This is a genomic window from Chitinophaga sp. 05T412 (genome assembly GCF_056396465.1).
In genome coordinates, this window is the sequence record NZ_JBFTLN010000003.1 from 294,761 (window position 1) to 319,443 (window position 24,683).

The 24,683-nt window shown below is 46.8% G+C and carries 15 protein-coding genes; 9 read left to right on the forward strand and 6 right to left on the reverse strand.

The window, feature by feature from the left end:
• Positions 1–152: 152 nt before the first annotated feature.
• Positions 153–1,640, forward strand: a complete 1,488-nt coding sequence (locus tag AC1DFM_RS08505) for a succinate CoA transferase (RefSeq protein ID WP_477076285.1) — start codon at positions 153–155, stop codon at positions 1,638–1,640.
• Between the two features lie 87 nt (positions 1,641–1,727).
• On the opposite strand, the gene AC1DFM_RS08510 is transcribed toward AC1DFM_RS08505, so the two are convergent.
• On the reverse strand, positions 1,728–2,636 hold the full coding sequence (locus AC1DFM_RS08510; protein WP_477076286.1) for a BPSS1187 family protein: 909 nt from the start codon (positions 2,634–2,636) through the stop codon (positions 1,728–1,730).
• Between the two features lie 104 nt (positions 2,637–2,740).
• Between AC1DFM_RS08510 and AC1DFM_RS08515 the strand changes: the two genes are divergently transcribed.
• Positions 2,741–3,412 (forward strand): MgtC/SapB family protein, encoded by a 672-nt coding sequence (locus tag AC1DFM_RS08515; RefSeq protein WP_477076287.1) that lies wholly within the window; start codon positions 2,741–2,743, stop codon positions 3,410–3,412.
• Position 3,413: 1 nt separating this feature from the next.
• On the opposite strand, the gene AC1DFM_RS08520 is transcribed toward AC1DFM_RS08515, so the two are convergent.
• From AC1DFM_RS08520 to AC1DFM_RS08530, 3 genes are all read right to left on the reverse strand, one after another.
• The gene (locus AC1DFM_RS08520; protein ID WP_477076288.1) at positions 3,414–7,025 is read right to left on the reverse strand and encodes a T9SS type B sorting domain-containing protein; all 3,612 of its coding nucleotides are present in this window, start codon (positions 7,023–7,025) and stop codon (positions 3,414–3,416) included.
• Between the two features lie 126 nt (positions 7,026–7,151).
• Entirely contained in the window at positions 7,152–8,372 is a 1,221-nt protein-coding gene (locus tag AC1DFM_RS08525) for a family 16 glycosylhydrolase (RefSeq protein ID WP_477076289.1), read from the reverse strand.
• A 265-nt stretch (positions 8,373–8,637) separates the two neighbouring features.
• On the reverse strand, positions 8,638–10,368 hold the full coding sequence (locus AC1DFM_RS08530) for a cellulase family glycosylhydrolase (protein WP_477076290.1): 1,731 nt from the start codon (positions 10,366–10,368) through the stop codon (positions 8,638–8,640).
• 177 nt (positions 10,369–10,545) lie between these two features.
• On the opposite strand from AC1DFM_RS08530, the gene AC1DFM_RS08535 reads away from it, so the two are divergent.
• The 5 genes from AC1DFM_RS08535 (at position 10,546) to AC1DFM_RS08555 (ending at position 17,548) form a co-directional block, all read left to right on the forward strand.
• Positions 10,546–13,395, forward strand: coding sequence for a triple tyrosine motif-containing protein (locus tag AC1DFM_RS08535; RefSeq protein ID WP_477076291.1), 2,850 nt, complete (start codon positions 10,546–10,548; stop codon positions 13,393–13,395).
• A 99-nt stretch (positions 13,396–13,494) separates the two neighbouring features.
• Positions 13,495–14,733: a Bcr/CflA family multidrug efflux MFS transporter gene (locus tag AC1DFM_RS08540; protein WP_477076292.1), complete on the forward strand. Its 1,239-nt coding sequence runs from the start codon at positions 13,495–13,497 to the stop codon at positions 14,731–14,733.
• A gap of 20 nt (positions 14,734–14,753) precedes the next feature.
• A complete protein-coding gene (locus tag AC1DFM_RS08545) occupies positions 14,754–15,812 on the forward strand; it encodes a serine hydrolase domain-containing protein (RefSeq protein ID WP_477076293.1) in 1,059 nt (352 codons plus the stop codon).
• 39 nt (positions 15,813–15,851) lie between these two features.
• A complete protein-coding gene (locus AC1DFM_RS08550) occupies positions 15,852–16,196 on the forward strand; it encodes a TfoX/Sxy family protein (protein ID WP_477076294.1) in 345 nt (114 codons plus the stop codon).
• 119 nt (positions 16,197–16,315) lie between these two features.
• On the forward strand, positions 16,316–17,548 hold the full coding sequence (locus AC1DFM_RS08555) for a cation:proton antiporter (protein WP_477076295.1): 1,233 nt from the start codon (positions 16,316–16,318) through the stop codon (positions 17,546–17,548).
• A gap of 59 nt (positions 17,549–17,607) precedes the next feature.
• Here the strand turns inward: AC1DFM_RS08555 and AC1DFM_RS08560 are convergent, their stop codons facing one another.
• A complete protein-coding gene (locus AC1DFM_RS08560; protein WP_477076296.1) occupies positions 17,608–19,770 on the reverse strand; it encodes a glycoside hydrolase family 3 N-terminal domain-containing protein in 2,163 nt (720 codons plus the stop codon).
• 145 nt (positions 19,771–19,915) lie between these two features.
• Between AC1DFM_RS08560 and AC1DFM_RS08565 the strand changes: the two genes are divergently transcribed.
• Entirely contained in the window at positions 19,916–21,031 is a 1,116-nt protein-coding gene (locus AC1DFM_RS08565; RefSeq protein WP_477076297.1) for an aminotransferase class V-fold PLP-dependent enzyme, read from the forward strand.
• A gap of 46 nt (positions 21,032–21,077) precedes the next feature.
• Here the strand turns inward: AC1DFM_RS08565 and AC1DFM_RS08570 are convergent, their stop codons facing one another.
• Entirely contained in the window at positions 21,078–21,986 is a 909-nt protein-coding gene (locus AC1DFM_RS08570; protein ID WP_477076298.1) for an aldo/keto reductase, read from the reverse strand.
• A 563-nt stretch (positions 21,987–22,549) separates the two neighbouring features.
• On the opposite strand from AC1DFM_RS08570, the gene fusA reads away from it, so the two are divergent.
• On the forward strand, positions 22,550–24,622 hold the full coding sequence (fusA, locus tag AC1DFM_RS08575) for an elongation factor G (protein WP_477076299.1): 2,073 nt from the start codon (positions 22,550–22,552) through the stop codon (positions 24,620–24,622).
• Positions 24,623–24,683: the final 61 nt, after the last annotated feature.

The window sequence follows — 24,683 nt, forward strand, 5'->3', positions numbered from 1 at the left end:
TAATAGATATTGATGCTCAACTAAATATAACAAAATCTATTCAAAATCGCAATGGCCGGATTAAACAAAATATTGACCCCAAAACGCATATCGGCCAGCAAACCGCTGCGTATTTTTGCTGTCTCAAATCACAACTGCGATTTCCACGCACCATGTACAACGACAGAATCAAAAAAACAGGGCTAGAAGACAGGATCACAACTGCAGCAGCGGCAGCAGGATTGTTCAAGGATAAAATGGTGGTGGCATCCAGTGGTTTTACCAAAGCGGGCGATAGCAAAGCCGTACTAAAAGCGCTGGCAGCACGTGCTGCCACAGATCCCCTGCAGATCACCCTCMTCACCGGCGCCTCATTGGGCCACGGTACAGATGGGCTGCTGGCTGCGGCACACGTGCTTCAAAAGAGAATGCCTTTCCAGGTAGATCCTATCCTCCGCCAAAGCATCAACAACGGTGAAGTGCTGTTCATGGATCAACACCTTGGCGAAAGCGCAGAAATCATCCATGAAAAAATTATTCCGGGCATCGATATCGCTATTATAGAAGCTCTGATGATTAATGAAGATGGCAGCATTGTGCCCACTACATCAGTAGGCAACTCTCCCACCTTCGCCGCAGCCGCCGATAAAATCATTGTGGAAATAAATACGTCGGTACCTCTCTCACTGCAGGGGATACACGATATTTTTTCTGCCGGTACCTGGCCCAACAAACAGCTCATTCCAATAACGGAAACGGGTACACGCATCGGCACCAGCGCCATCCCCGTTGATCCGGCTAAAATTGTCGCCATCGTATTCACCGAAACAACCGATAGCCCTGCCGCCATCAATGAACGCGATGACAAAACACGCGCCATCGCCGCACACCTGCTGCAGTTCTTTGATCACGAAATAAAAAAGGGACGGCTCCTTCATTCCCTCAGACCTTTACAGTCCGGTATTGGCAAAGTAGCCAATGCCGTGATGGAAGGATTTATAGACGGCAACTTTCACGACCTCACCATGTATTCCGAGGTGATTCAGGACAGCGCCTTTAACCTGATAGATGCCGGCAAACTCAACTTTGCATCTGCCTCCTCTATCACCGTATCCCAGGATTGCTATCACCGCGTGTTCAACAATTTTGAGAAATACAAGCCACACCTGGTATTACGACCACAGGATATCAGCAACGCGGCAGAAGTAATACGCCGGCTGGGCGTTATCAGCATCAACACCGCCATTGAATGCGATATTTACGGCAACGTAAACTCTACCCATATCGGTGGTACCCATATGATGAATGGAATCGGCGGCTCTAACGACTTCGCCCGGAACGCCTTCCTCAGCATCTTTGTTGCACAGTCATCTTCCAAAGCCGGCGCCATTTCACACCTGGTGCCAATGGCTTCGCATATAGACAACACAGAACACGACGTAGACATTTTTGTAACAGAAAACGGATTAGCCGATCTCCGTGGACTGGCTCCACGGGAACGCGCCAGTGTACTGATAAATAACTGCGCCCACGCCAGCTATCGTGATGAACTGAACGACTATTTTACCAATGCCTGTAAAGCAGGAGGACAAACACCTCACCTTTTACAGGAGGCCCTTAGCTGGCATGCCCGCTTTAAGGAAAAAGGAACCATGCATTAGAACCATTTCCTGTGTAGTTGATAGTGTGTGATGAATAAAGAGAAGCCGGTCCTTCACTGGGAACCGGCTTTCTTTTTTATTAAAATCTTATTGGCGAATCGCTCCCATAATCATATACCGCCATACCGGTAAAAACTGCAACCCCAGCGTAGAACCGTGCGGCTCTGCTTTATCGGTATCCGTTACCAGTATATGACGGGTAGAACGCACTGCTACATGCGGCTGCACCATCGTTGTATCTGTTGCCTGCTGATGATTAATGGCGGTCACATCTGCCACCTGATAGCTGAAATTAAACGGATCTCTGACATGCAGAAACGCATAATACCGGTTCACCGGTGTACGCCCGCTCTCCCGCTGCCAGCGCGAAGGCATATTAAAATTCACCAGGTAATCCTGCGGACCGGAAAATAGTAATACACCCCTCAATTTGAATTGCTTGCCCATGTAAGCGGCATGACCCGCTCCCTGCGAATGTCCGGCAGCAATGATCCTATCCCAGCGGGGTTGCCCCTTTGTTACAAACGCCTTCCAACGTACATCCTTTGCAGCCATATATTGCAACAGCCTCGTTAACCGGTTCACCAGGCTATTCACTGTATCTACCACTACCTTATCACTCACCGGTGTACCGAACATAATTTCCTGCCGGAAATGATCAAAACAGGTGCTGTCTTCACTTTTGGAACAAGTGGTGGTAATCACATTATTGGGATAATCCAACGTCACTACATAATATCCCATGGCGGCAAAGCTGCTGTCGAAAACCCGGAAGGGAAGGGCATCAGCATTACCACCGGTACCAGGTATCATCACCAGCAACTGATGACGATCCTGCTGCGCCGCCGGCGTTGCTATCAGATGAGGCGTGTGTACCTGCGTTATTCCGGCGCCCGTCATTTCCGGCGATACCGTTTGCAGTTTTACTTGTGCCTGTGCCGTTACAGACACCAGCAAAGCCGTCAAAAACGCAAGGGAAATCATACGTACCAGCATATGGAAAATGTAATGATGTCTTCCAAGATACAATTTTTAAAAGCTTTAACACAACGCCTATACGACTGAAATAATAACAACACATTATTACGTAAATTAGTAGTATGATACCCTGGACAGAAATATTACAACGATTAGCGCTGGCCGCAATTTTTGGTGGCATAATAGGACTGGAAAGAGAACGCAAGGATTGGGCTGCCGGCCTGAGAACACATATGATGGTAGCCGTAGGCGCCGCGCTTACCATGATGGTGTCTGCCTATGGCTTCGCCGATGTGCTGGGCACTCCCAACGTAGTACTGGACCCCTCCAGGGTAGCTGCGCAAGTCATCAGTGGTATTGGATTTATTGGCGCGGGTACTATTTTGTTTTTGAAAGAAGGCGTGATCAGAGGGCTTACTACCGCTGCAGGATTGTGGACGGTAGCCGCCATCGGGCTGGCCACGGGTGGAGGTATGTACGCAGCGGCTTTTATAGCTACTGCCATCGCGATTATCATTCTCTGGCTACTGCAACCCATAGAAAGAAAATTTCTCTCCCGGTTTGAACAGAAAACCATTCGCATCATCACACAGGAAAGAAGCAAATCACTGGAAGTGGTAGATAAACTCTTTCAAAACACTGCCCTCAATATGATGTCCTGTAATATAGAACAAGCTGATAGCCTGTTCTATATTGTTGTTCGTTTCAAAAGCATCGACAAAGCCATTGTTGGCAAACTTATCGCCGACATACAAACAGATGAAGGCGTTAAACAGGTGCTGTGGAATAACTAATTTAACGGATCAGTGTCACTACGCCCTTGATCAACTGCGTGGTACCATCCAGATACTCTACGGTTGCCATATACACATAAGTGCCGATCGGCGCTGGTTGCCCTTTGATATTACCATCCCATCCATAACTTCTGTCGTTCGCAGGCGTATTTTGCATTTCAAATACCTTATTCCCTACCCGGTTATAAATGCTAAAATTCCGTAGCTGCTTAATATCCCAGCCACCAATCACGTAAAACCGATCGTTCTGCCCATCGCCATTAGGAGTAAAGGCATTCGGCATAGTTACGCCCGCTGCCACGGAGGTTTTAATATACACCGAAGCAGTATCTGTACAGTAATACCGGTTGCCCGCAATAACTGTATAACGCATAGACGAAGCGGTATTGGCTACCGGCCACGCACAGGCAGTACAGGACAAACCACTGGCGGGTGTCCACGCATAAGAAGTGGCAGGGCCACCTTCCACTAACGCATGCAGATTCACCGCAGCAGGACGGGGTAATTCTATCAGCGAAGGCCGTAAACTAACGCTAAACGGCGTATACAACAGGTCCGACTGATTGTTTGTATAGTCCGTTTCACGTTTCACGAAATCCTTTTGCTTATTCACAACCGCCGAGATAGCATCACTATTGGGAGCGCTCAGCACACTGGTAAAATCATAGCAAACACCGGCTGTGACCGGGGTATAAAACAAAGGCGACAGTAACATACTGCGTTCACTGCCCGGATCACCATTATAAAATGATACCGGTACGCCGGCATGAATACTGTCGTATCCATTACCGGTACATATTTTAAAGTTCACCAGCACGTGCCCGTTATCATAACATTCTGCTTTCTGCAGCTGGATGGTAAAATCAGGTGGAAAGATGCGTACATACTGCTTATCTTTTATCACACAGCCGTATTTATTCGTCAGCTGCAGGCTTACAAAAGCACTGTCTTTCATCTTTGCCTGTGGCTCCGCACAGGTATAGCAATTCAGCGTATAGGCGTCATCGTTTGACCACAAAATACTGGCAGGTGTAAAGGCGGTTGTTTTATAATACAATGGGAACGTCGCCTTCCGCATCACAATAGAATCCTTGGGGAATACAGATACCGCCGGTGTTTTATATTGCCAGCGATGCATATTGTTATCAAAATTAGTTTCATTCAACCCCGTTTCTGGTGGACGTACAGTGCGATCAGGATTCACAATAGCATATACATCGCCGGTGTTGGTGGGTTTGATATAACTGCCATAATCTGCGCAGGCAGCAGTACTCTGCAGCGGTGTAATAAAGCCATTACTCAGCAATACAGCAGCTGGATCGGCAGGCGACCGGTCATAAAATGATACCGTTAGCTGTGCAGGAATATTTCCTTTGGCATATAAATTACACAGCGAAAAATCGACATGTAAATTATTGCCACTGGCACAATCAACATTTTTCATCTGCACCGTATAGTCATCCACTACAGGAATATGTAATTTGGCGGTAGTGCTGTCGTAGCAGGCATTTTGCGTATAGGCCAGCACTTGTACCGTAGTAACGGTATCCTTTCTGTAAGGAGCAGTAAACGTAGCATCCACACAGTTAGTGCAACTGAGATAATCTCCCGTCCATTTGCCGCTTTGTATAGTGCCATTAGTGCCTTTGGGTTGCAGTACCACCTGTTGCTCCGGTGTGAGTGTATAGTCAGCCGGATCTAAAGCTACCTTAAATTTAAAGCCGTGCTTTACGCTGATATTGTTATTATAATTCGTTTCTACCACGGTGGTATTGGTGAACATGGGAGGCAAAGAGGAACCATCATCATTCAGTACTACGCCCAGTGTATCTATGCCGGCGCGTCCTGCGTCTACCACTGCCGACAACCAGCCTGTGGAACATTTCCCGGGGATATCTTCTGATAAAGGCCAGGTAGTTAATTTGTGTGTGCCTGTTACCCGCGGATCTCCATCATAAAAAGTCACCGGCGTATTTTTAGGAATCGTTTGATAACCAAAATTGTGGGCATAAAACGTGACTTTAACTTTGGTTTGCTGATAGCATTCTATCTTGGTAACATACACCGCACCATCTGCGGTAGGGTCATCTACTCTGATTTGTACTGCGTTAGTTGTATCAAAACAATGACCATCGGTAGCGGCTAAACGAACCTTATAGACGGCTGGTATCTTAAAAACATATTTCAGCTGTTCATCGGTGCTAATCATTTGCTCTGTCATTCCTTTATCATTGCTCATCAGCCAGCTCCAGCTGGTGGCGTTGCGGGAACGATTATTAAAATAAACACTGTCCAGCTGAATATCTTCTTTGGAAGCGATGACTCTTTTACTGGGCCAGAAGCGGGCTACTACGCCGCAACTAACAGATACGACATCGTTGGCTGCAGTAAAACAGGTACTACCGGTATTGGATACACGCAATGTAACCGCATAATTTTTCTTCGCAGTAACCGTCAGCTGCATGGTAGGGCCATTACCAGCAGCTACGCCGTCTACCAGCCATTTATAAGTATTTCCGCCGGTGCTGGTACTGGTAAAAGTAACCACATCTCCTACTACCGGATAATCTTTGTCCCTTGTAAAGCTGGCACTGATATTATCGGTACAGGGCTCATTACAAACGGTGCTGGTCAGCATACCCGTTAAAGCCACATCTATAAAATCATGCATGCGCGTTGCCTGTCCCGCTGTAAAAGACAATATGCACCCGGTTCCCTGTCCGTAGTCCATGAAGTTATCGGGGAGGTCTGGCACATCTGTGGTGAAGCCAGACAGCGTATCTGTACTACAGGAGTTTTGGGGTACACTACAGGCATAGCCTCCGGTAATCGTTTTCTCCGGCGGTGTATCACACACCTTATCTCCATCTACCAAACAATCATCATTTTTACAATCCAGGTTACCGAAAGTATGCAATAGACTCAGATAGTGTCCCATTTCATGCGCCAGTAAGCCCACACTCACGCCGGCTACTACAATGTCGCCGCCAGCGCTGGCATAGCCGCCCATTTTCAGGCGGGTCCATTGGCCGCAGGAAAAGCTTTGCATGTACTCCGACTTAATATCCTTTACCACCCATATGTTCACGTAACTGCTGGGGTCCCATCTGCCCAGAGCGGTCAGATCGCCTCCTTCCATTTCATTGTCGAAGTCCGATAAATAAGAGTGGACACGCACGATACCGGTAGTTTTGCCACCATCTGGTGCTGTTTTAGCGAGGCAAAACTGAATTTTAGTATCAGTACGGGCGCCGGTAAATGCACCGGTGGCGCCATAAGCATCATTTAATAGCTTGAGTGCCGCCACGATTTCTGCATCCGTATAAGCGGTGGGGTCTTCATTGATAATATGAAATACTACGGGTAAAACAACCAGTCCTGGTGCTTTCCGCGGTGCTCCTGGTATGCGCACATATTGTTTTTGTAAGATGGCCTGTTCAATAGCCCGTTCCCGGGCCAGGAAAGATGCGTCTTTGCGCCATAACTCCTGTAGGGCATCTACGCCACAGGGGCGAACAGTAGCAGGCATTCCCTCCTGTGCTTTTAAGGCAGCAGGCAATAAAAGGCATAGCAATAGCGATACGCAGAGGTTTTTCAAAGCTGGCAAGTGCATCGACGACAGATATTAACGATGCGCAAATATATATTCAATTTTCCTAATCAATAAACTTATTATGTAGGGCCTAAAAAAGGGCCGGCTGTAAATACAGCCAGCCCTGATCCATCACCCTAAAAAAAACTAATACCGGAATGCTTCCCATCCGGAAATAGTAGCGCGATTGCAGGTCATGGCCTGTGTGCCGTTTTCACACGATATATATTTGCCATTATTGCCCCTTAGAGAGATAGAACCGTCCGAATTCACTATCCAGTCAAATTTTTCCCAATCGCCCACACTAGTACGGTTACACGTAATAGGGTTTACGCCGTTTTCGGACGATACATACATGCCCTGGCTTTTCAGTGCCACTTTACCACCACCGGCATCTTCCACCAGGAATTGCTCCCAGGCCTGCGCGGTAGCCCGGTTGCAGGTCATCGGCTGGGTGCCGTTTTCTCCGCTCACATAGGCATTGTTAAAGCCTTTGAGTGTAATGGTGCTGCCTATGGGTGCGGTACCACCACTGTTGGTCATGGAGTACACCCTCACATAATCCACGTACATATTGGCCGGCAACTTGCTTTCGTCAATCGTTTGCCCCGGGAAATCACCACCCACAGCCATATTCAGGATGATGAAGAAATCGTTGTGAAACTCCTCGGTGCTGTTGATATTATTCAGGATATTGGCCGTGGCGTATTGATTGCCATCCACATACCATCTGATGGCGCTGGCATCCCACTCTACCGCATATACGTGGTAATCAGTAATAGTGGTACTGGTATTACCTCCATAGGAAACATGCCCGTTGGCATCCCAGTGAATAGTGCCATAAATAGTATTGCTGGTATTCACCTGCTCCATAATATCTATTTCTCCGCATTTGGGCCAACCTACTGAACCAATGTTGTTGCCCAGCATCCAGAAGGCGGGCCATAAGCCCTGCCCGGAAGCCAGTTTAATACGCGCTTCAATGCGGCCATATTTCGTGGTAAAATGTCCGGCAGTATTCATACGGGCAGAGGTATACGCCCAACCGTTGACACTTTGCTTTTTGGCAGTAATCACCAGGTTGCCGTTACTCACCGAGGCGTTGGCCGCCTGGTAATATTGCTTTTCGTTATTAACACCTGGTCCTGTTTCAAAAGACCATTTGGAAGTATTGACGCTGCTGCCATCAAATTCATCGGACCAGATTAACTGGTAAGCAGTAGCGGCTGCCTGCACTGCCGCAGCAGCAGTCTTGGTTTTCAGGGGTTGCAGGGCTGCAGTTTTCTTCGCCTCTTTGGTACAGGCGGAAATGAGAATGGCGGCTAACAGGAACGAGCCTACGCCAATAATCAACAATTTCGTTTTCATGGAATTTACTGTTAAATGAAGGTGAACAAATACGGGTTAATGGATCACGCGGAATAATTTTATCAAGTGGCATAAATTTGCGACTTGTTGGATGGGTAACAAAATTTAGGGCTACGTCAAATGTACATCGGGCTAAAAACCTTTACAGAACGGAAATTTCAATATTTTGAGAGATGCAAAAAGAGGACAGAAAAACTATGAATGTAGCGTTACACAACCTTCTGCCCTGCTTTTCACATCTTCAAAATCCAGCAGTTAACAACAGCTATTGCTTTGCAAAAGTGATCGCACTGAAGCGACCTATCCCTTCTGAAAAACGGATGCGCAATGGATGCACTCCTTTCGCCAATTGAATATTTTTGATTTCCACCGTTTGCCAGCCTTTGATATTGGCAGGAATAGCCTTGTCCGTAGCCAATGCTTTGCCATTATCAGTGATACTAAAATGACCGCCGTCGCTATCCAGCCTAACCTGCAGCGTATAAGTACCCGGTGCGGTAACAGTGCCCGTATACTGCAGCCATTCTCCATTTTCAATATGAAATACCACAAAGTCATCACCGTCTTTTTGAATGTCCACGCCATCATTACGATAGCTGTATCCCCGGTTGCCTTGTGTATTTACCCCTGGTGTGTAATGGTAACTGGCCGTATCCATGTCGGCATAAGCAGATAAATTTCTTCCTAAATCATAATCTACAGCCCGGATCACGGCTTTATCTTTTATCACATGCACTTTAAAAGGAATCGCCTCCGCGGAATGTATCTGCCGGAACATCGCATCGGTAACATCCTTATGATAAATATTATGATCAATTTTTGTATTCCGCACCAATTCCTGCAGCGTTTTCCATGCGGCATCCGGCGCAGGCGCCGGTCCCTTGCCATTCCAGTAATCCAGGATGGCGGAGTAGCCTACAGGCAGCGGTATTTCCAGTGGTTGATTACTCCCCATTTTCTTCCCCTGCCACCATGCCCAGCCAATATCCTGTCCTTCTACCATGCCAATGGTATGTGTATACCAGTTATTGGAATTCTCTCCCGACTCACCCAGCCAAAGCGGTACCTGGTATTTTTCCCGCAGCTCCAGGAAATGCCGGATAGTAGATACATCTGTGAAGTTGCCGTACTTGTGAAAGCTCAATACCATATTATCATCCCAGGTGGGCAAAATGCCGTTGTAATTATTTCCAAAGCCATTCCCTTCTATAATAATGATATGCTTTTTGTCTACTTCCCGGATCGCTTTGGTGATGTCCTGCATCAGCTGCTTCAGTGGAATGTTTTTGGATTCTTTAAGGCCACGCGTATCCGTGGTATCTTCAAATCCCCAATTGGGCTCATTAATAATATCGTATCCACCAATCCAGGGTTCGTTGGCATAACGCTCCGCCAGTTTCCGCCACAGCGCAATAGTTTTATTACGGTTAGCTTCGCTTTCCCAGAGAGATGGTTGTTCGGGGTGCCTGTCGGAAATAGGCAAATCGTTCCCCTGCCCTCCCGGCGTAGCATGCAGATCCAGTATCAGGTACAGGTGATTGGCTTTACACCAGCGCAGCAAACTATCCGTTAAAGCAAACCCCTTCTCCAGCCAGGTATTTTGCCCTGCTACTGGTTCTTCGGCTACGGGTAATGTATACAGATTGAAGTGCATCGGCAGCCGAACGGAATTGAATCCCCATGCCGCCAGGGAATCAATATCTGCTTTGGTGGTGTGGCTGTTCAACCAGTCGTCATAAAACACCTGCGTTCTTTCCGGCCCCACCAGCTCCTGGATTTTTGCCCGGATCTTATATTGCTGGCCGATGTTACCCAGCCGGAACATATACCCTTCCTGCAGCATCCAGCCGCCCAGTCCCATGCCGCGTAAAATGACTTTTTCATTCCGGTCGTTAACAATAATGGTTCCCTTCGTTTTCAGGTATCCCTGCCCGTTAGTATGTCCCATGCATACCATTAAAAAAATGAGTGTCAGTCCGTGGAATTTCAGCATCATAACAATGTCTTTTCAGAAAATAATAAGGATTCCAAGATCTATATTAAAATGGAAAAAGTAACTTTTCCAGATACGTCATCTCTACTTCAAAATCAATTAATCCATTGATTATGAATCACCCAATGTAACTACTACCCTACTTCAACAAAAAATGATACTTTTAGCAAAACACTTTCGATGAGGTACCTCCTATTGCTGGCCTGTATATTCCATGTTCACCTGCTATGTGCACAAAACACCATTGGGCTGCCTCCTGTTATTAACTACAGCAAAGCACAATACCAGGGCAACGGACAAACCTGGGATATAGATATAGACAACCGGGGCATCCTGTACTTTGCCAACAACGAAGGACTCATCACCTACAACGGCGGCTACTGGCACCTGTACCATATGCCCAACAATACCTGCGTTCGTGCCGTGAAAGTAGCACCCGATGGGCATATCTATGTTGGCGCGCAAGATGAATTCGGCTACTTCTATCCTGACAACAACGGCGTACTCGCTTATACATCTCTCAAAAAAAATATTCCTGCCGGACAGGCACAATTTGCAGACATCTGGAATATTGCCCTATACAACAACGGTGTATATTTCAGAAGCAATACTAAAATATTTGAATACCGCCATCAGCAAATACAGGTATATAACGCGCCATGGGAATGGAAAATCATGGCCAGCACCCGTTATGGACTATATGCGCAGGACCATCAGCTGGGACTCGTTAAACTAACGGATGGTAAATGGCAAAGTGTATGTCCGCAAACCAGTGGGCAACAAATTATGATAACGGCTATCCTCCAGGAAAAGGAAGATACCCTGCTGCTTGCCAYGCAAAAAAACGGCCTTTTTAAAGTCAGCCACCAGCAACTAATTCCTTTCCACACGGCCGCCGATGATATACTTCGCACCAGTCGTATTTACTGCGCCATTACGATGCCTCAGGATCAACTGGCCATCGGCACCTTTTCGAAAGGGAGCTACATCATAGACGGTACCAATGGAAAGGTGATCCAGCAATTCAGCATGGAAGAAGGACTGCAAAATAATAACGTCCTTAAATTGTTCAGCGATCCCCAACAAAATATCTGGCTGGCCCTGGACAACGGTATTGACCAAATCCGTTACAACACCGCCATCAAACAAATCTTACCCGATAAACACAATGCTGTTACCACTTACGCAGCACAGGTATTTAACCACCGGCTGTACATTGGTACCTCTGATGGCTTGTACAGCTCCGCATTGGATAGCGCCGTGGATATCAGCTTTTCCAAAGGCGGGTTCCAGCCGGTTGCCAACACCAAAGGACAGGTATGGCATCTGACTGCTATTGATCAGCGACTACTAATGGCACACCAGGACGGCACCTTTGAGATTGCCGATAATAAAGCCGCTCCTATTCTGAAAGACATCGGCTGCTGGCTATACCTGTCAATGGGCAATAACATCATTGTAGGTACTTATAATGGGTTGGCTACTATCCAATTCCATAACACCCCTCTGGTCAGGCATATTAATGGCTTGTCTGAAACGCTGCGTTTCCTGGCCCTCGATAATAAAAACCGGATCTGGTCTTCCCACCCTTATCGGGGCGTGTACCAGCTCACACTTCAAAATGACACGACCTTACGTGCCCAACTACTTACACAAAAAGATGGTCTTCCTTCCAACAATAACAACTATATATTCCGTATCGGCGATAAAATCATAGCCGGTACCGCACAGGGCATCTATGAATATGATGACAGCCTGAAACAGTTCATCCCTTCTCCTACCCTCTATCCACTCTTAAAAAACCGCCTCGTACAATACCTTACAGCAGACAGCAGTGGAAATATCTGGCTGGTATCAGAGAAAAAAACCGGAGTTATCAATGCCGCGCGTAACAAGGTGACCTGGTTTCCGGAACTGGAAGGAAAAATTACCAGCGGGTTTCCATTCATCTATCCTTACAACAATGAAAATATTTTCTTCGCCGGCGATAAAGGTATTTATCAACTCAACTACAAAAAGTATAATAACCATGGTGGTGAACTATCCGTGTTAATCGGACAAGTAAAAGCCAGCGGTAAAAAAGACACCTTACTTTTTGGCGGATACACTGCCCATCCAGCGGAGGAAGCAGCCTTGCCACATACCTACAATAGTTTTCATTTTGAATATACCGCTCCTGCAGCCGAACAGGGAAACAATATCACTTATAGCTACCAACTGGCAGGCTTCGATAAGCAACCCGGCGAATGGACCAGCAAAACCGAGAAAGAATATACCAATCTTCCTTACGGTCATTACACGTTTCAGGTGAAAGCGAAAGATAACCTCGGCAATATTTCTCCTGCGGCCGCCTATAGCTTTACCATTTTACCCGCCTGGTATCAAACGTACGCAGCATGGGTTTGTTACCTGCTATTGCTATTGGCACTCATCGCCTTCCTGATTCACAGACAGAAAAAGAAATTCGCCGCACAAAAAGCAAAACACGAACAGGAACAACAACACCTGATCTTCCAACATCAACTGGAATTAGAAAGAAATGAGAAACAACTGATGCAGCTGCGCAATGAAAAACTGGAAGCAGATGTACAACATAAAAACAGGGAACTGGCGACTGCTGCCATGCACCAGGTACAGAAGGGCAAGCTGCTGTCCAACATCCGTGAAGAATTTGAAGAGAGCGTCAAAAAACTACATGATGCAACCCTGCTACCTAATTTTAAAAAAGTACTACGGCTGTTTGAAGAAGCAGAAAATAATGAAGAAGACTGGGCACAATTTTCACAACACTTTGATGAAGTACACGACAACTTCTTGCGCACACTAAAACAATTGTTTCCGGAACTCAGTACAACAGATCTCAAATTATGTGCATACCTACGTTTAAATCTCACTACAAAAGAAATTGCGCAATCTATGGGCATATCCGTACGGGGCGTGGAAACCAGCCGGTATCGGCTTCGTAAAAAGCTAAACGTTACCGGAGAAATTCCACTGTATGATTTTCTGATCAACATTAAAGCGTCATAAAAAGGTAACATGATATTGACAGGAAGCAGACAATTGTAACCGGTATGCCTCGCATTTTATATTTATTTTTGCGGAGCATTTTTTAAAGAGATATTTACCTTGGCCAACGAACACTCCCGATCGAAATATATTTCGCTCATTTTAATATTAGGTACACTTACTGCTTTAGGACCATTTTCCATTGACATGTACTTGCCCGGCTTTCCGGCTATAGGCAAGGAATTGGGGGTAGATCCTGCAAGGGTGGCCCTGTCACTTTCCAGTTTCTTCGTGGGTATTTCAGCGGGACAGCTGCTGTATGGCCCGCTGTTGGACCGTTTCGGCAGAAAAAAACCTTTATATATCGGATTGATACTCTATGTACTCTCGTCCATAGGCTGTATTTATGCATCGTCGCTCAATAGCCTGATCCTGCTGCGTTTTGTGCAGGCAATCGGCAGCTGTGCCGCGGCGGTGGCCTCCGTAGCCATGGTGCGTGATCTCTTTCCTGTGAATGAAAATGCAAAAGTATTTGCACTATTGATGTTGGTAGTAGGTACTTCACCCATGATTGCTCCTACAGTAGGAAGCTATGTCACCAGTGCTTTCAGCTGGCATGCTGTTTTCCTCGTATTAGGTGTAATAGGTGCGCTGATCCTACTGGCTACCATTTTCTGGCTGCCGGAAAGCTATAAGCCCGACACGTCGATGTCGCTCAAACCCAGGCCCATCATCAATAATTTCCTGCAAGTAATCAGTGAGCCACAATTCTATACGTATTGCTTTGCCGGCGCCATCTCTTTCTCCGGACTGTTTGCCTATGTATCCGCTTCCCCACAGGTTTTCATGGATATTTATCAACTAAGCGATAAAGCCTATGGCTGGATTTTCGCCTTTTTATCGATTGGATTGATTGGCTCCAGTCAGGTGAATAGTATTTTACTGAAACGCTTTACCAGCCAGCAAATCGTTCCTGTTGCGTTAGCCGCACAAACCATTACCGGACTTATTTTCGTGGTATGTGCCTGGAACAACTGGTTATCGCTGGCGGGCATCATTGTGTTATTGTTTGCCTTCCTTTGCTGTCTCGGTTTTATCAATCCCAATACCGCGGCCTTATCACTGGCGCCATTCACTAAAAATGCCGGCAGCGCTTCTTCATTGATGGGCGCTATCCAGATGGGGATTGGGTCCCTGGCATCTACCGTGGTGAGCTTATACAACACACATACCGCTACACCAATGGCCGTTACCATGTTTGGATCGTCTCTGGTGGCACTAATGATTTTAATAATTTGCAGCAGAAACATTAAATCCGCGGTGACCACCGGTACTGTTGGCGCCGCCATGGCACACTAAGCATTTCGCTTTTTTATTTTATGAAGATACCTACCCTCGCCTTACTCCTGCTGTCTTTCACGGCCCGGGCACAGTCATTCAAACCGTTCGCCGATAGCATCCGGAAAGCATACGCCATTCCTGCGCTGKGCTACGCTGTGATATCCGCCGATAGTATCCTGGAAATAGAGATGCTGGGCAATAAAAAAGGCGATATCCCTGCTACCTTAAACGATCGCTTCCGCATTGGCTCCAACACAAAAGCCATCACCGGGATGGTGGCCGCCCTGCTGGTAAAACAGCATGTGATTGCATGGAACACTCCTTTCTTCACCCTTTTCCCGGAACTCAAAAAAGGGAGTCACCAGGCTTATCACGATATTACGTTACTGCAGGCGCTCACTTTTCGCAATAAACTGCCGCGTTATACCTATACCAATGCCGCGCCTACCCAACAACAAATCAGGGGCAACGACGCGCAACAACGCTATGAATTTGTAAAATGGCTGCTGCAACAACCGCCTGTAACTGATACCGCTGCGCTAAACCTGACCAATGCAGGCTTTGCACTGGCCGGCGTGATGCTCGAAAAAGCATCGCATAAAAGCTATCCACAACTCATTCAGGACCTCGGGCAATCCATGCACATCCACTTCGCATTTGGTGCACCCAATTATCCCGATAGCACCCAAACCTGGGGCTACAATGCCAACGGACAACCAGAAGCCCCCGCCAGCAACTATAAACTCAACTGGCTGATGGCGGCAGGTAACATCAATATCACCCTTCCCGACTACGCCCGGTATATTCAGGAACAACTGAAAGGCTTTGCTGGAAAGTCTTCCCTGCTCAATGCCAACGAATTTACCTTCCTCCACTATGGCCTCCCGACTTTCGCCGTAGGCTGGTTCTGGCATACCAGCGATGCCGGTCACCTGTTATCAGAAAATACGGGGAATCCCGGCACCTTTATCACAGAAGTTCATATTGATAAAACCGCCAACAGGGCCTACCTTTTCTTTACCAATATACAACGCGACAATGTATACGAAGCCCTGGCGCACTTCCGGGAAACACTGGAAGCGCATTACGGCAATTAAAGAGAAATTGTATCTTTAATATCTCCAAAAACTATACACATGTCCTACGATGAAAAACTGGCCGACCGCATCCGTGAACTCCTCGCAGCAGCCACCAACGACATAGAAGAAAAGAAAATGTTTGGTGGACTCTGCTTCATGGTAAACGAAAAAATGTGCGTGTGTACCCGCGAAGACACCATCCTGATCAGAATAGACCCAACAAAAGTAGAAAGCATCCTCGCTGATGCTCCCGGCGCCGAACAAATGACCATGGGMGGCAGAGTCATGAAAGGATATATTCGTATCCCCGAAGACGCCGTCAACACCAAAAAACAATTACAACCCTGGATTAAAATGGCATTAAATTTTAACCCGGATGCTAAGTCTTCGAAGAAAAAATAAGTCGAAGTGCCTTGTCAGATGATCATTTGCCACATTTTTTTCTATCTTTAAAGCCCCCCGGAAAAAACTGTAGCATCATTAGGAACCTGATTTTTTAACTGGCATTATTCGATTGGCTTATGAACACTTTTACACTCATAACGGCTTTAGTTACCATTAGCGCGTTAATTTCCTACATCAATAACCGTTTCATTAAATTGCCCGGAACCATCGGCGTGATCGTGGTTTCACTCCTATTATCTTTACTCATTTCATTAACAGGTAAAATATTTCCGGATGCTTTTACCTTCATTAAAGATCTGACCAACGGTATCGATTTCACCGGTACGCTGCTGGATGTCATGTTAGGTTTCCTGCTCTTCGCCAGCGCCCTGCATTTCGATTTCAACAAGCTAAAGGAACAACGATATCCCGTATTGGTACTCAGTACCGTGGGGGTAATAGGATCTACTTTTATATTTGGATTCCTGCTGTATTGGGCCACAGAGCTGATGCACATTGATATTCCCCTGGTATATTGTCTGCTCTTTGGCGCCCTGATTTCACCTACCGATCCGGTGGCAGTGCTCTCTATCCTGAAAAAATCAAAGGTACCTCCTGCGCTCGAAACCATTATTGGTGGCGAATCTTTACTGAATGATGGTACCGGTATCCTCTTGTTTGTAATCCTCAAAGAAGTAGCGGGGCAAGCAGATACCCACGTATCACTGGCGCATGCCGCCGCACTTTTTTCACAGGAAGTATTCGGCGGAATTTTGCTGGGCGTAATTTCCGCTATTGTTGCCTACCGCACCATGAAACGGGTAGATGATTTCCAGATCATCGTGATGGTATCTTTATCCATGGTGATGGTGATCTCCGTACTGGGCGCCATGTTACACGTATCTATACCGCTGGCGGCCGTATCAGCCGGATTGATATTAGGAAATACTTCGCTCGGTACCAAACAGTCGGAAAATATGCAACACTATTTTCATAACGTATGGAGCCTGATAGATGAACTCCTGAACACCATCCTGTTTGTGATGATAGGCCTGCAAATCGTGATCATGCCATTCTTAAAAAACTACTGGTTTACCGGTTTGCTGGCGGCTTTGTTTGTACTGATTGCCCGTGCGCTGAGTATCACGGTGCCGTCTATACTATTAAAACGTACGCTGAATATTAACTATAAAAGTATCTCTATCCTGGTATGGGCGGGATTAAGGGGTGGTATTTCCGTAGCGCTGGCGCTGTCGTTACCGGAATCGCCTTATAAAGAAATCATCCTCTCTGCCAGCTACTTCGTAGTATTGTTCTCTATCATTATACAGGGGCTCACCCTGAAAAAAGTAGTGGACCGTATGGTATAAATAAAAGCGGTTGTCTTATCCGGCGTATACCGGATAAGACAACCGCTCATCATCATCTCTTAATTTCCTGTCAAATTAAAAGCGCGTGTCAGCACAAAATCTGCTGAACTTTTGCCGATATTAATCTGATAAGTGCCTTTATATATCTTCCAGGCGTGTTGGGTTAAATCCCATTTCTGCAGCTCCGCCACAGGTATTTCCAACTGCACAACTTCCTGTCCGCCCTGCTTTACAGACACCCTTTTAAATGCTTTCAATTCCTTTACCGGCATACGTTCCATATTCGGATAGGTGATATACGCCTGTACTACTTCATCTCCATCATAAGCGCCGGTATTTTTAACGGCTACGGTTACACGAATGGTATCACGGTTGCGATATTGCTTTACCGGAGCTGATTCCCAGGCATAATCAAATTTCGTATAGCTAAGACCGTAACCAAACGGATAAGCCGCATTCCCTTTAAAATAACGATAGGTACGGTTCTTCATGCTATAGTCCTGATAGTCTGGTAGGTCGTTCAGGGAATGATAAAAGGTAACCGGCAGTCGCCCTGCGGGCGAATATTTTCCGAAGATGATATCCGCCAGGGCGTTTCCTCCCTGTTCACCCGGATACCAGGCCAAAATAACGGCATCTGCATATGGCGCAATGGCCGACACATCTACCGCGCTTCCGGAAGTAATCACCGCAATGATGGGCTTTTTATGCGCCGCACGCAGCTTTTGCATGAACAGGATCTGCGAGCGGGGAAGACTCAGCGTATTTTTGTCGCCACCGGAGGCAGATAAAAAGGCATCGCCTTCCTCACCTTCCAGCAATGGAGTTAAGCCAATCACGGCTACCGTTACATCACAGTTCTCAGAAGCCCAGATACCGCCAAAATGCAGCGTATCTGTGAAGTCACAGCCCTGATCATATTGCATGGCCATACCAGGACCCGCAGCTTTGGCTAAACCAGCCGCAAAGGTTACCATATTACCCGATACGCCATGGTAGTTGCCCATCAGCGCCTCCAGTGAGGCAGAATTGGAACCTGTTACCAGCATGGAGGCATACTTCTCCTGCTGCAAAGGCAAGATGCCATCATTTTTAAGCAATACCATACTTTCGCGGGCTGCCTGCCGGGCCAGACCGGCATGGTAGGCATTATTCACACTGTCAACGCCATAGCGGCTGTAAGGACTCTCCGCGGGTGCATTATACAATCCCAGCTGCAATTGGGTACGTAAACTGGCGCTGAGGGCACTGTCTACGTCGGCCTGCGTAAGCCGGCCGTTTTTAATAGCGTTCATCACATCATCCTGTAAAATATTGGCGCAGTCGAGGTTTACGCCTGCTTTGATAGCGGCAGCTGCTACTTCTTCCCGGGTAGGAATGGCTTTATGCCTTAACCAGATGTCATCCAGCGCCCAGCAGTCCGTCACTACCTGTCCGCCAAATTTCCACTCGTGCCGCAGGATATCCTGCAACAGGGTATTACCTGTACAACAGGGTTCACTGTTGACCCGGTTGTAAGCACACATAATGGACGCTACTTTTCCATCTACCAACTTTTTAAACGCATAGAGGTAGGTTTCTCTCAAATCCTTCTCATCTATAATGGCGTTAAAACTATGACGACCCGCTTCCGGACCGCTGTGCACCGCGAAATGTTTGGCGCAGGCAGCTGTTTTTAAAGCGCCTGGCACTTCGCCTTGTAAGCCTTTCACAAAGGCGCCGGCCATAGTAGCCGTCAGGAAAGGATCTTCTCCATAGGTTTCCTGCCCGCGGCCCCAACGGGGATCACGGAAAATATTGATGTTAGGAGTCCAGAAATTCAGCCCCATATATTGTACATGCCGGTGCTGTTGCACCGCCAGGTTATATTTGGCACGGGCCTCCGTGGAAATAGTATTGGCTACTTCCCGCGCCAGCGCAGCGTTAAACGTGGCGGAAAGACCTATCGCCTGCGGATACACCGTGGCTTCTCCCCCTCTGGCAATACCATGCAGAGCTTCATTCCACCAGTTATAAGCCGGTAGCTGCAGTCGCGGTACAGCCGGACTGTTATATCCCAGCAGTGAAATCTTTTCCGCCAGCGTCAGCGTATGCAACAGGTCATTGACCCGTTCATTGACCGGAGCGGCGGTATTCCTGAAAACCGGTTGCTGCTGGGCCACCGCTTTAATAACTGTCAGAAACACAATTGAACAAAAAATGAAAAGCTGTCTTCTCCTCATGCTAAAACCTTAAATTATTAATGAAATATAACCAACCTTGCTGCAAGTTATCACATAAAAAAGATATTCATTCCAGCCTGAGGGCCCACTGATTTAATTTGCTTAATATAGTACAGGAATTAATAAAATAGTATAACCTGACGATATGAATAAATGGGAAATAATCAGAGCAGACTACCCGGTAACCAATAACAGCGTGTACCTATTTACCAATGGCGGCGGACCAGTAAGTACGCCCCTTGTACAACACGCCCATACACTACTCACCGAATTGAGCGAAAAAGGCCGCATGGTAATGCCAGGCTGGGATCATCAGGCCACGGAAGTACGACAACTGATTGCGAACATGATCGGCGCTACCCCAGATGATATTGCCTTCGTCACTAACACCGCACATGCCATGACCTTACTCCAGGGCATGTTTCCAAAGCACTACGAAATCATCAGTATGCGGGATGATTTTCCCACCAGCTTCGTGGGATGGCTACACCATGGCCACCCGGTGCACCTGGTCAATAGCGATGATCACGGTACCATTTCGCTGGATGCCATCTCACAAAAAATTACACCCGCTACCAAAATACTGATCACCAGCCATGTGATGTTCAGAACAGGCTTCCGCCAACAATTGAAAGAAATTGGTGAACTATGTAAAAAGCATCAGCTCATTCATATTGTGGATGCCACGCAATCCTTCGGAGTAAATGAGATAGATGTACAGGAATGTAATATTGATGTGCTCATCTTTCATGGCTACAAATGGGTGACCGCAGGCTACGGTAGCGGCGCGATGTATGTATCCAGGCAACTCGTTGAGAAATATCCGCCGGCCGCATTAAGCTGGTACAGCGTGGATTACGAACAACCGGACTTCTCTCTCGTAAAAGACTACACGAAGTTTACACCTAAGAAAAATGCGTTGATCTTTGAAACAGGTACACCGCCTTTCCTTAATATCCTGCTGCTTGGATATGCATTAAAGTATTTGCAACGTATAGGCATTGCCGATATATCTGATTACATACAGGGGCTGATAGCTTACCTGGGGCAACAAGCCGAAGCACACCACATTAAATGGCTATCGGGTTATGCGCCGGAAAACCGCTCTGCTATTCAATTACTGGAAATTACGCCGGAACAGTATGCAAAAGTGGAACAAGCCAATATCATGGCGAGGTATAAAAATAACCGGTTAACAGTAGCGCTTAATTTCTATAATAATAAGGAAGATATTGATCGCCTCTTTGCAGCGATATCCTGAAAAGAAAAAAGTTCCAGACCGGGTTATCAGTCTGGAACTAACGCTATTAAAAATTAAAATTATCCGGATCGGGGCCTACACGCTCCCCACGATCTAACGCAGCAATGCGCTGTACATCTTCTTCACTGATGTTGAAATGGAAAATGTCGGCATTGGATATCACCCTTTCCTTACGAATACTTTTAGGAATGGTCACCACGCCTTTCTGCAAATCCCAACGCAATACCAGCTGCGCAACAGACACCTTGTATTTGGCCGCCAGTTCTTTGAGCAGCGGCACTTCAAAAGCTTTACCTTGCATCAATGGGCTCCAGGCCTCGTATTGTATCTTGTGCTGCTGGCAGAAGTCCAACAGTGGCTGCTGTACCAGGTAAGGATGAAACTCCAGCTGATCCACCATAGGTATTACCTTTGCGGTCTGGAATAAGTCCTCCAGGTGATGCTGTAAAAAGTTACTTACACCAATCGCTTTCACACGTCCATCCGCATATAGTTGCTCCAGTGCACGCCAGGTTTCTTTGTATTTCCCTTTCACGGGCCAGTGTACCAGGTAAAGATCCAGGTAATCTGTTTTCAGTTTCGCCAGCGACGTATCAAAAGCTTTTAACGTGCTATCATATCCCTGGTCCGCATTCCATACTTTGGTGGTCAGGAAAATATCTTTCCGGTTGGTCGCATTTTTTTCTATCGCGATCCCCACTCCTTCTTCATTGCCGTAAATGGCCGCGGTATCAATATGACGATAACCTGCATCCAGTGCATAAGTAACAGAATCGATTACTTCCTGTCCATCCTTTGTTTTGAAAACACCTAATCCGAAGTAAGGCATCTGTACGCCATTAGCGAGCGATACGGTGCCCCTGAGGTCTGTAATATTCATCTGGGAAGTTTTATGGTGATTAAAAATGAGTCCGATGATGTCTACAATAACACCGGACTTACGGTTTCCGTTCACCTTGTAAATGATAAAACGCAAAGGTACCTCCCTTCTTCCCCTTTATATTGGTAAATAAGCAGGATTTTTTTGTAAAAAGATGCGAAAAAGAGGTCGTCATATCACCGCGCTCTTTTTATCATGCACTACGAATTAGCTTTTTTAATATAATTAAAGTATCTTTGCGGAGCAATTTCAAAATGATGAAAACGAATCTCACATATCAGACAACTAAGCACACAGCTACTGTTATCAGAGCAGTAATTGCAAGTACTTGTATTGTCTTAATTCAAGACGGGGAGGCAAATCCATCCCGGATATGAGAGGTTAATATATAACTCCTGAAATATTTTCATGAGGCCTCTTCATCCGAAGAGGCCTTTTTATTTGCTTCCCCCACCACCCCCAATTTTCCAAATAAATTAACGATCAGTAATGAACAACACCAACAGGAAATTTATTATTAAAGCATTGTCAGTTACACGGTATTACCGGTAATGCAGGGCCTCCTGTTGCATGTTYGCAAAAGCCTCTCATTACCCGATGAGAGGCTTTTTTAATTCCCTTTTTAAACAGCAAATTATATGAAACGCTTAGCAGATTTTAGAAATATAGGTATCATGGCACACGTCGACGCAGGTAAAACAACGCTCACAGAACGCATGCTTTACTTCACCGGCTTTACGCATAAACTGGGCAATGTAGACGAAGGCAATACCGTGATGGACAGCGATCCACAGGAAGAAAAAAGAGGTATCACTATTTCATCTGCTGCGATCACCACTTACTGGAAATACCAGGATAACACCTGGCAGATCAATATTATTGATACACCCGGCCACGTGGATTTCACGGCAGAAGTAGAACGTTCCCTGCGTGTGCTCGACAGCGCCATCGCCGTATTCTGTGCCCGCTCCGGCGTGCAACCGCAATCGGAAACCGTATGGCATCAGGCCAATCACTATAACATTCCCCGCATTGCGTTCATCAACAAAATGGACCGGCAGGGAGCCGACTTCCGCAGGGTAGTCAATGAAATACGGGAACGCCTAAACGCTAATGCATTACCCGTGCAAATACCCATTGGTGCCGAAGATGATTTTACCGGCGTCATTGATCTCATTACCATGAAAGCCATGATATGGGATACTGCGGATGGTAAAACATATAACACGGTAGATATACCACCGGCACTCCTCGCTGCTGCGGAAGAAGCCAGGCATGAGCTACTGGAAGAATTGTCGCTGCTGGACGAGCCGCTGTTAAACAAATACACCACAGCCCCGGAAAGCATCACGGCAGCAGATCTTTACAGTGCGCTTCGCGGCGCCACACTTCGTATGGAAGCGGTACCCGTACTGGCTGGTGCTGCCTATAAAAATAAAGGCATACAACCGCTGCTGGATGCCGTAGCGTTATATCTGCCCGCGCCATCGGACATCGCCAGCATTAAGGCTGTCAATCCGGAAACAGATGAACCCGTGCAGATACCTGTGAGTGAAACATCTCCACTGGCTGCCCTGGCATTTAAAATCATCACGGATGATTACGTAGGCAAGTTAACGTTAGTACGTGTATATGCAGGCACCCTGCACAGCGGAGATACACTCTGGAATAGTCGCACCGGACGCAAAGTGAGGATCAGCCGATTAATGCGTATCATGTCTGATAAATTTGAAAGCGTAGAAGAAATAGGCGCCGGCGACATTGGCGCAGTAGTAGGTTTGAAAGAAGTAAAAACCGGTGACTCCCTTTCACATCCCGATCATCCGGTGTTGCTGGAAAAAATCAGCTTCCCCGAACCTATGATTGGATATGCGATTGAAGCTAAATTGTCGAAAGACAACGACAAACTCGGTGAAGCCCTGGCACGCCTGCTGGATGAAGATCCTACGCTCAGCGTAGCCGTAGATAACGCCACCGGACAAACGATTTTGAAAGGAATGGGCGAACTCCACCTGGAAGTGGTGCTGGAAAAGCTGGCATCGCAATACCAGGTGGAAGTCAACAAAGGCAAACCGCAGATTGCGTATAAGGAAATATTCACGAAAGCCGTTACCCACCGCGAAGTATACAAAAAACAAAATGGTGGCTCCGGTAATTTTGCGGAAATATCCTTTGAGCTGTCGCCTAAAGAAGATGATACCCCCGGACTGGAATTCATCAACGAAATAAAAGGTGGTGTTATACCCAAAGAATTCATTCCTGCTATCAGCAAAGGATTTGAATCAGCCATGCTGAATGGCGCCCTGGCGGGTTACCCGGTGAAATCGATGCGTGTCAGATTACTCGACGGAAGAATCCATGATAAGGACTCGCATGCGCTGGACTTTGAAACAGCCGCCATCATCGGGTTCAAAAAGATTGCCACCCAGGCGGCACCCCGCCTGCTGGAACCTTGGATGAACGTGGAAGTAAGCATGCCGGAAGAATATACCGGCGCCGTTACCGGCGACCTGAACAGACGCCGCGGTGTGATCAAACACATCGACATGCAGGCGCAACTGCAAACCATCAACGCCCTGGTACCACTATCTGAATTATTCGGGTACATAACGGCATTGCGTACACTCTCTTCCGGCCGGGCATCCGCCTCGCTTACGTTTGAGGGCTACCAAACCGTCCCTGAAAATATCAGTAACGGAGTGGTGAAATAAAAATGAAAATGGTGAAGGAATTACTCCTTCACCATTTCTTTTATTGCGAAAAACCATGCGC

Coding starts and splice junctions, on each gene's coding strand:
- fusA (WP_477076299.1), top strand. CDS start 22,550: ATGAAACGCTTAGCAGATTTTAGAAATATAGGTATCATGGCACACGTC.
- AC1DFM_RS08525 (WP_477076289.1), bottom strand. CDS start 8,372: ATGAAAACGAAATTGTTGATTATTGGCGTAGGCTCGTTCCTGTTAGCC.
- AC1DFM_RS08555 (WP_477076295.1), top strand. CDS start 16,316: ATGAACACTTTTACACTCATAACGGCTTTAGTTACCATTAGCGCGTTA.
- AC1DFM_RS08515 (WP_477076287.1), top strand. CDS start 2,741: ATGATACCCTGGACAGAAATATTACAACGATTAGCGCTGGCCGCAATT.
- AC1DFM_RS08560 (WP_477076296.1), bottom strand. CDS start 19,770: ATGAGGAGAAGACAGCTTTTCATTTTTTGTTCAATTGTGTTTCTGACA.
- AC1DFM_RS08520 (WP_477076288.1), bottom strand. CDS start 7,025: ATGCACTTGCCAGCTTTGAAAAACCTCTGCGTATCGCTATTGCTATGC.
- AC1DFM_RS08530 (WP_477076290.1), bottom strand. CDS start 10,368: ATGATGCTGAAATTCCACGGACTGACACTCATTTTTTTAATGGTATGC.
- AC1DFM_RS08510 (WP_477076286.1), bottom strand. CDS start 2,636: ATGCTGGTACGTATGATTTCCCTTGCGTTTTTGACGGCTTTGCTGGTG.
- AC1DFM_RS08565 (WP_477076297.1), top strand. CDS start 19,916: ATGAATAAATGGGAAATAATCAGAGCAGACTACCCGGTAACCAATAAC.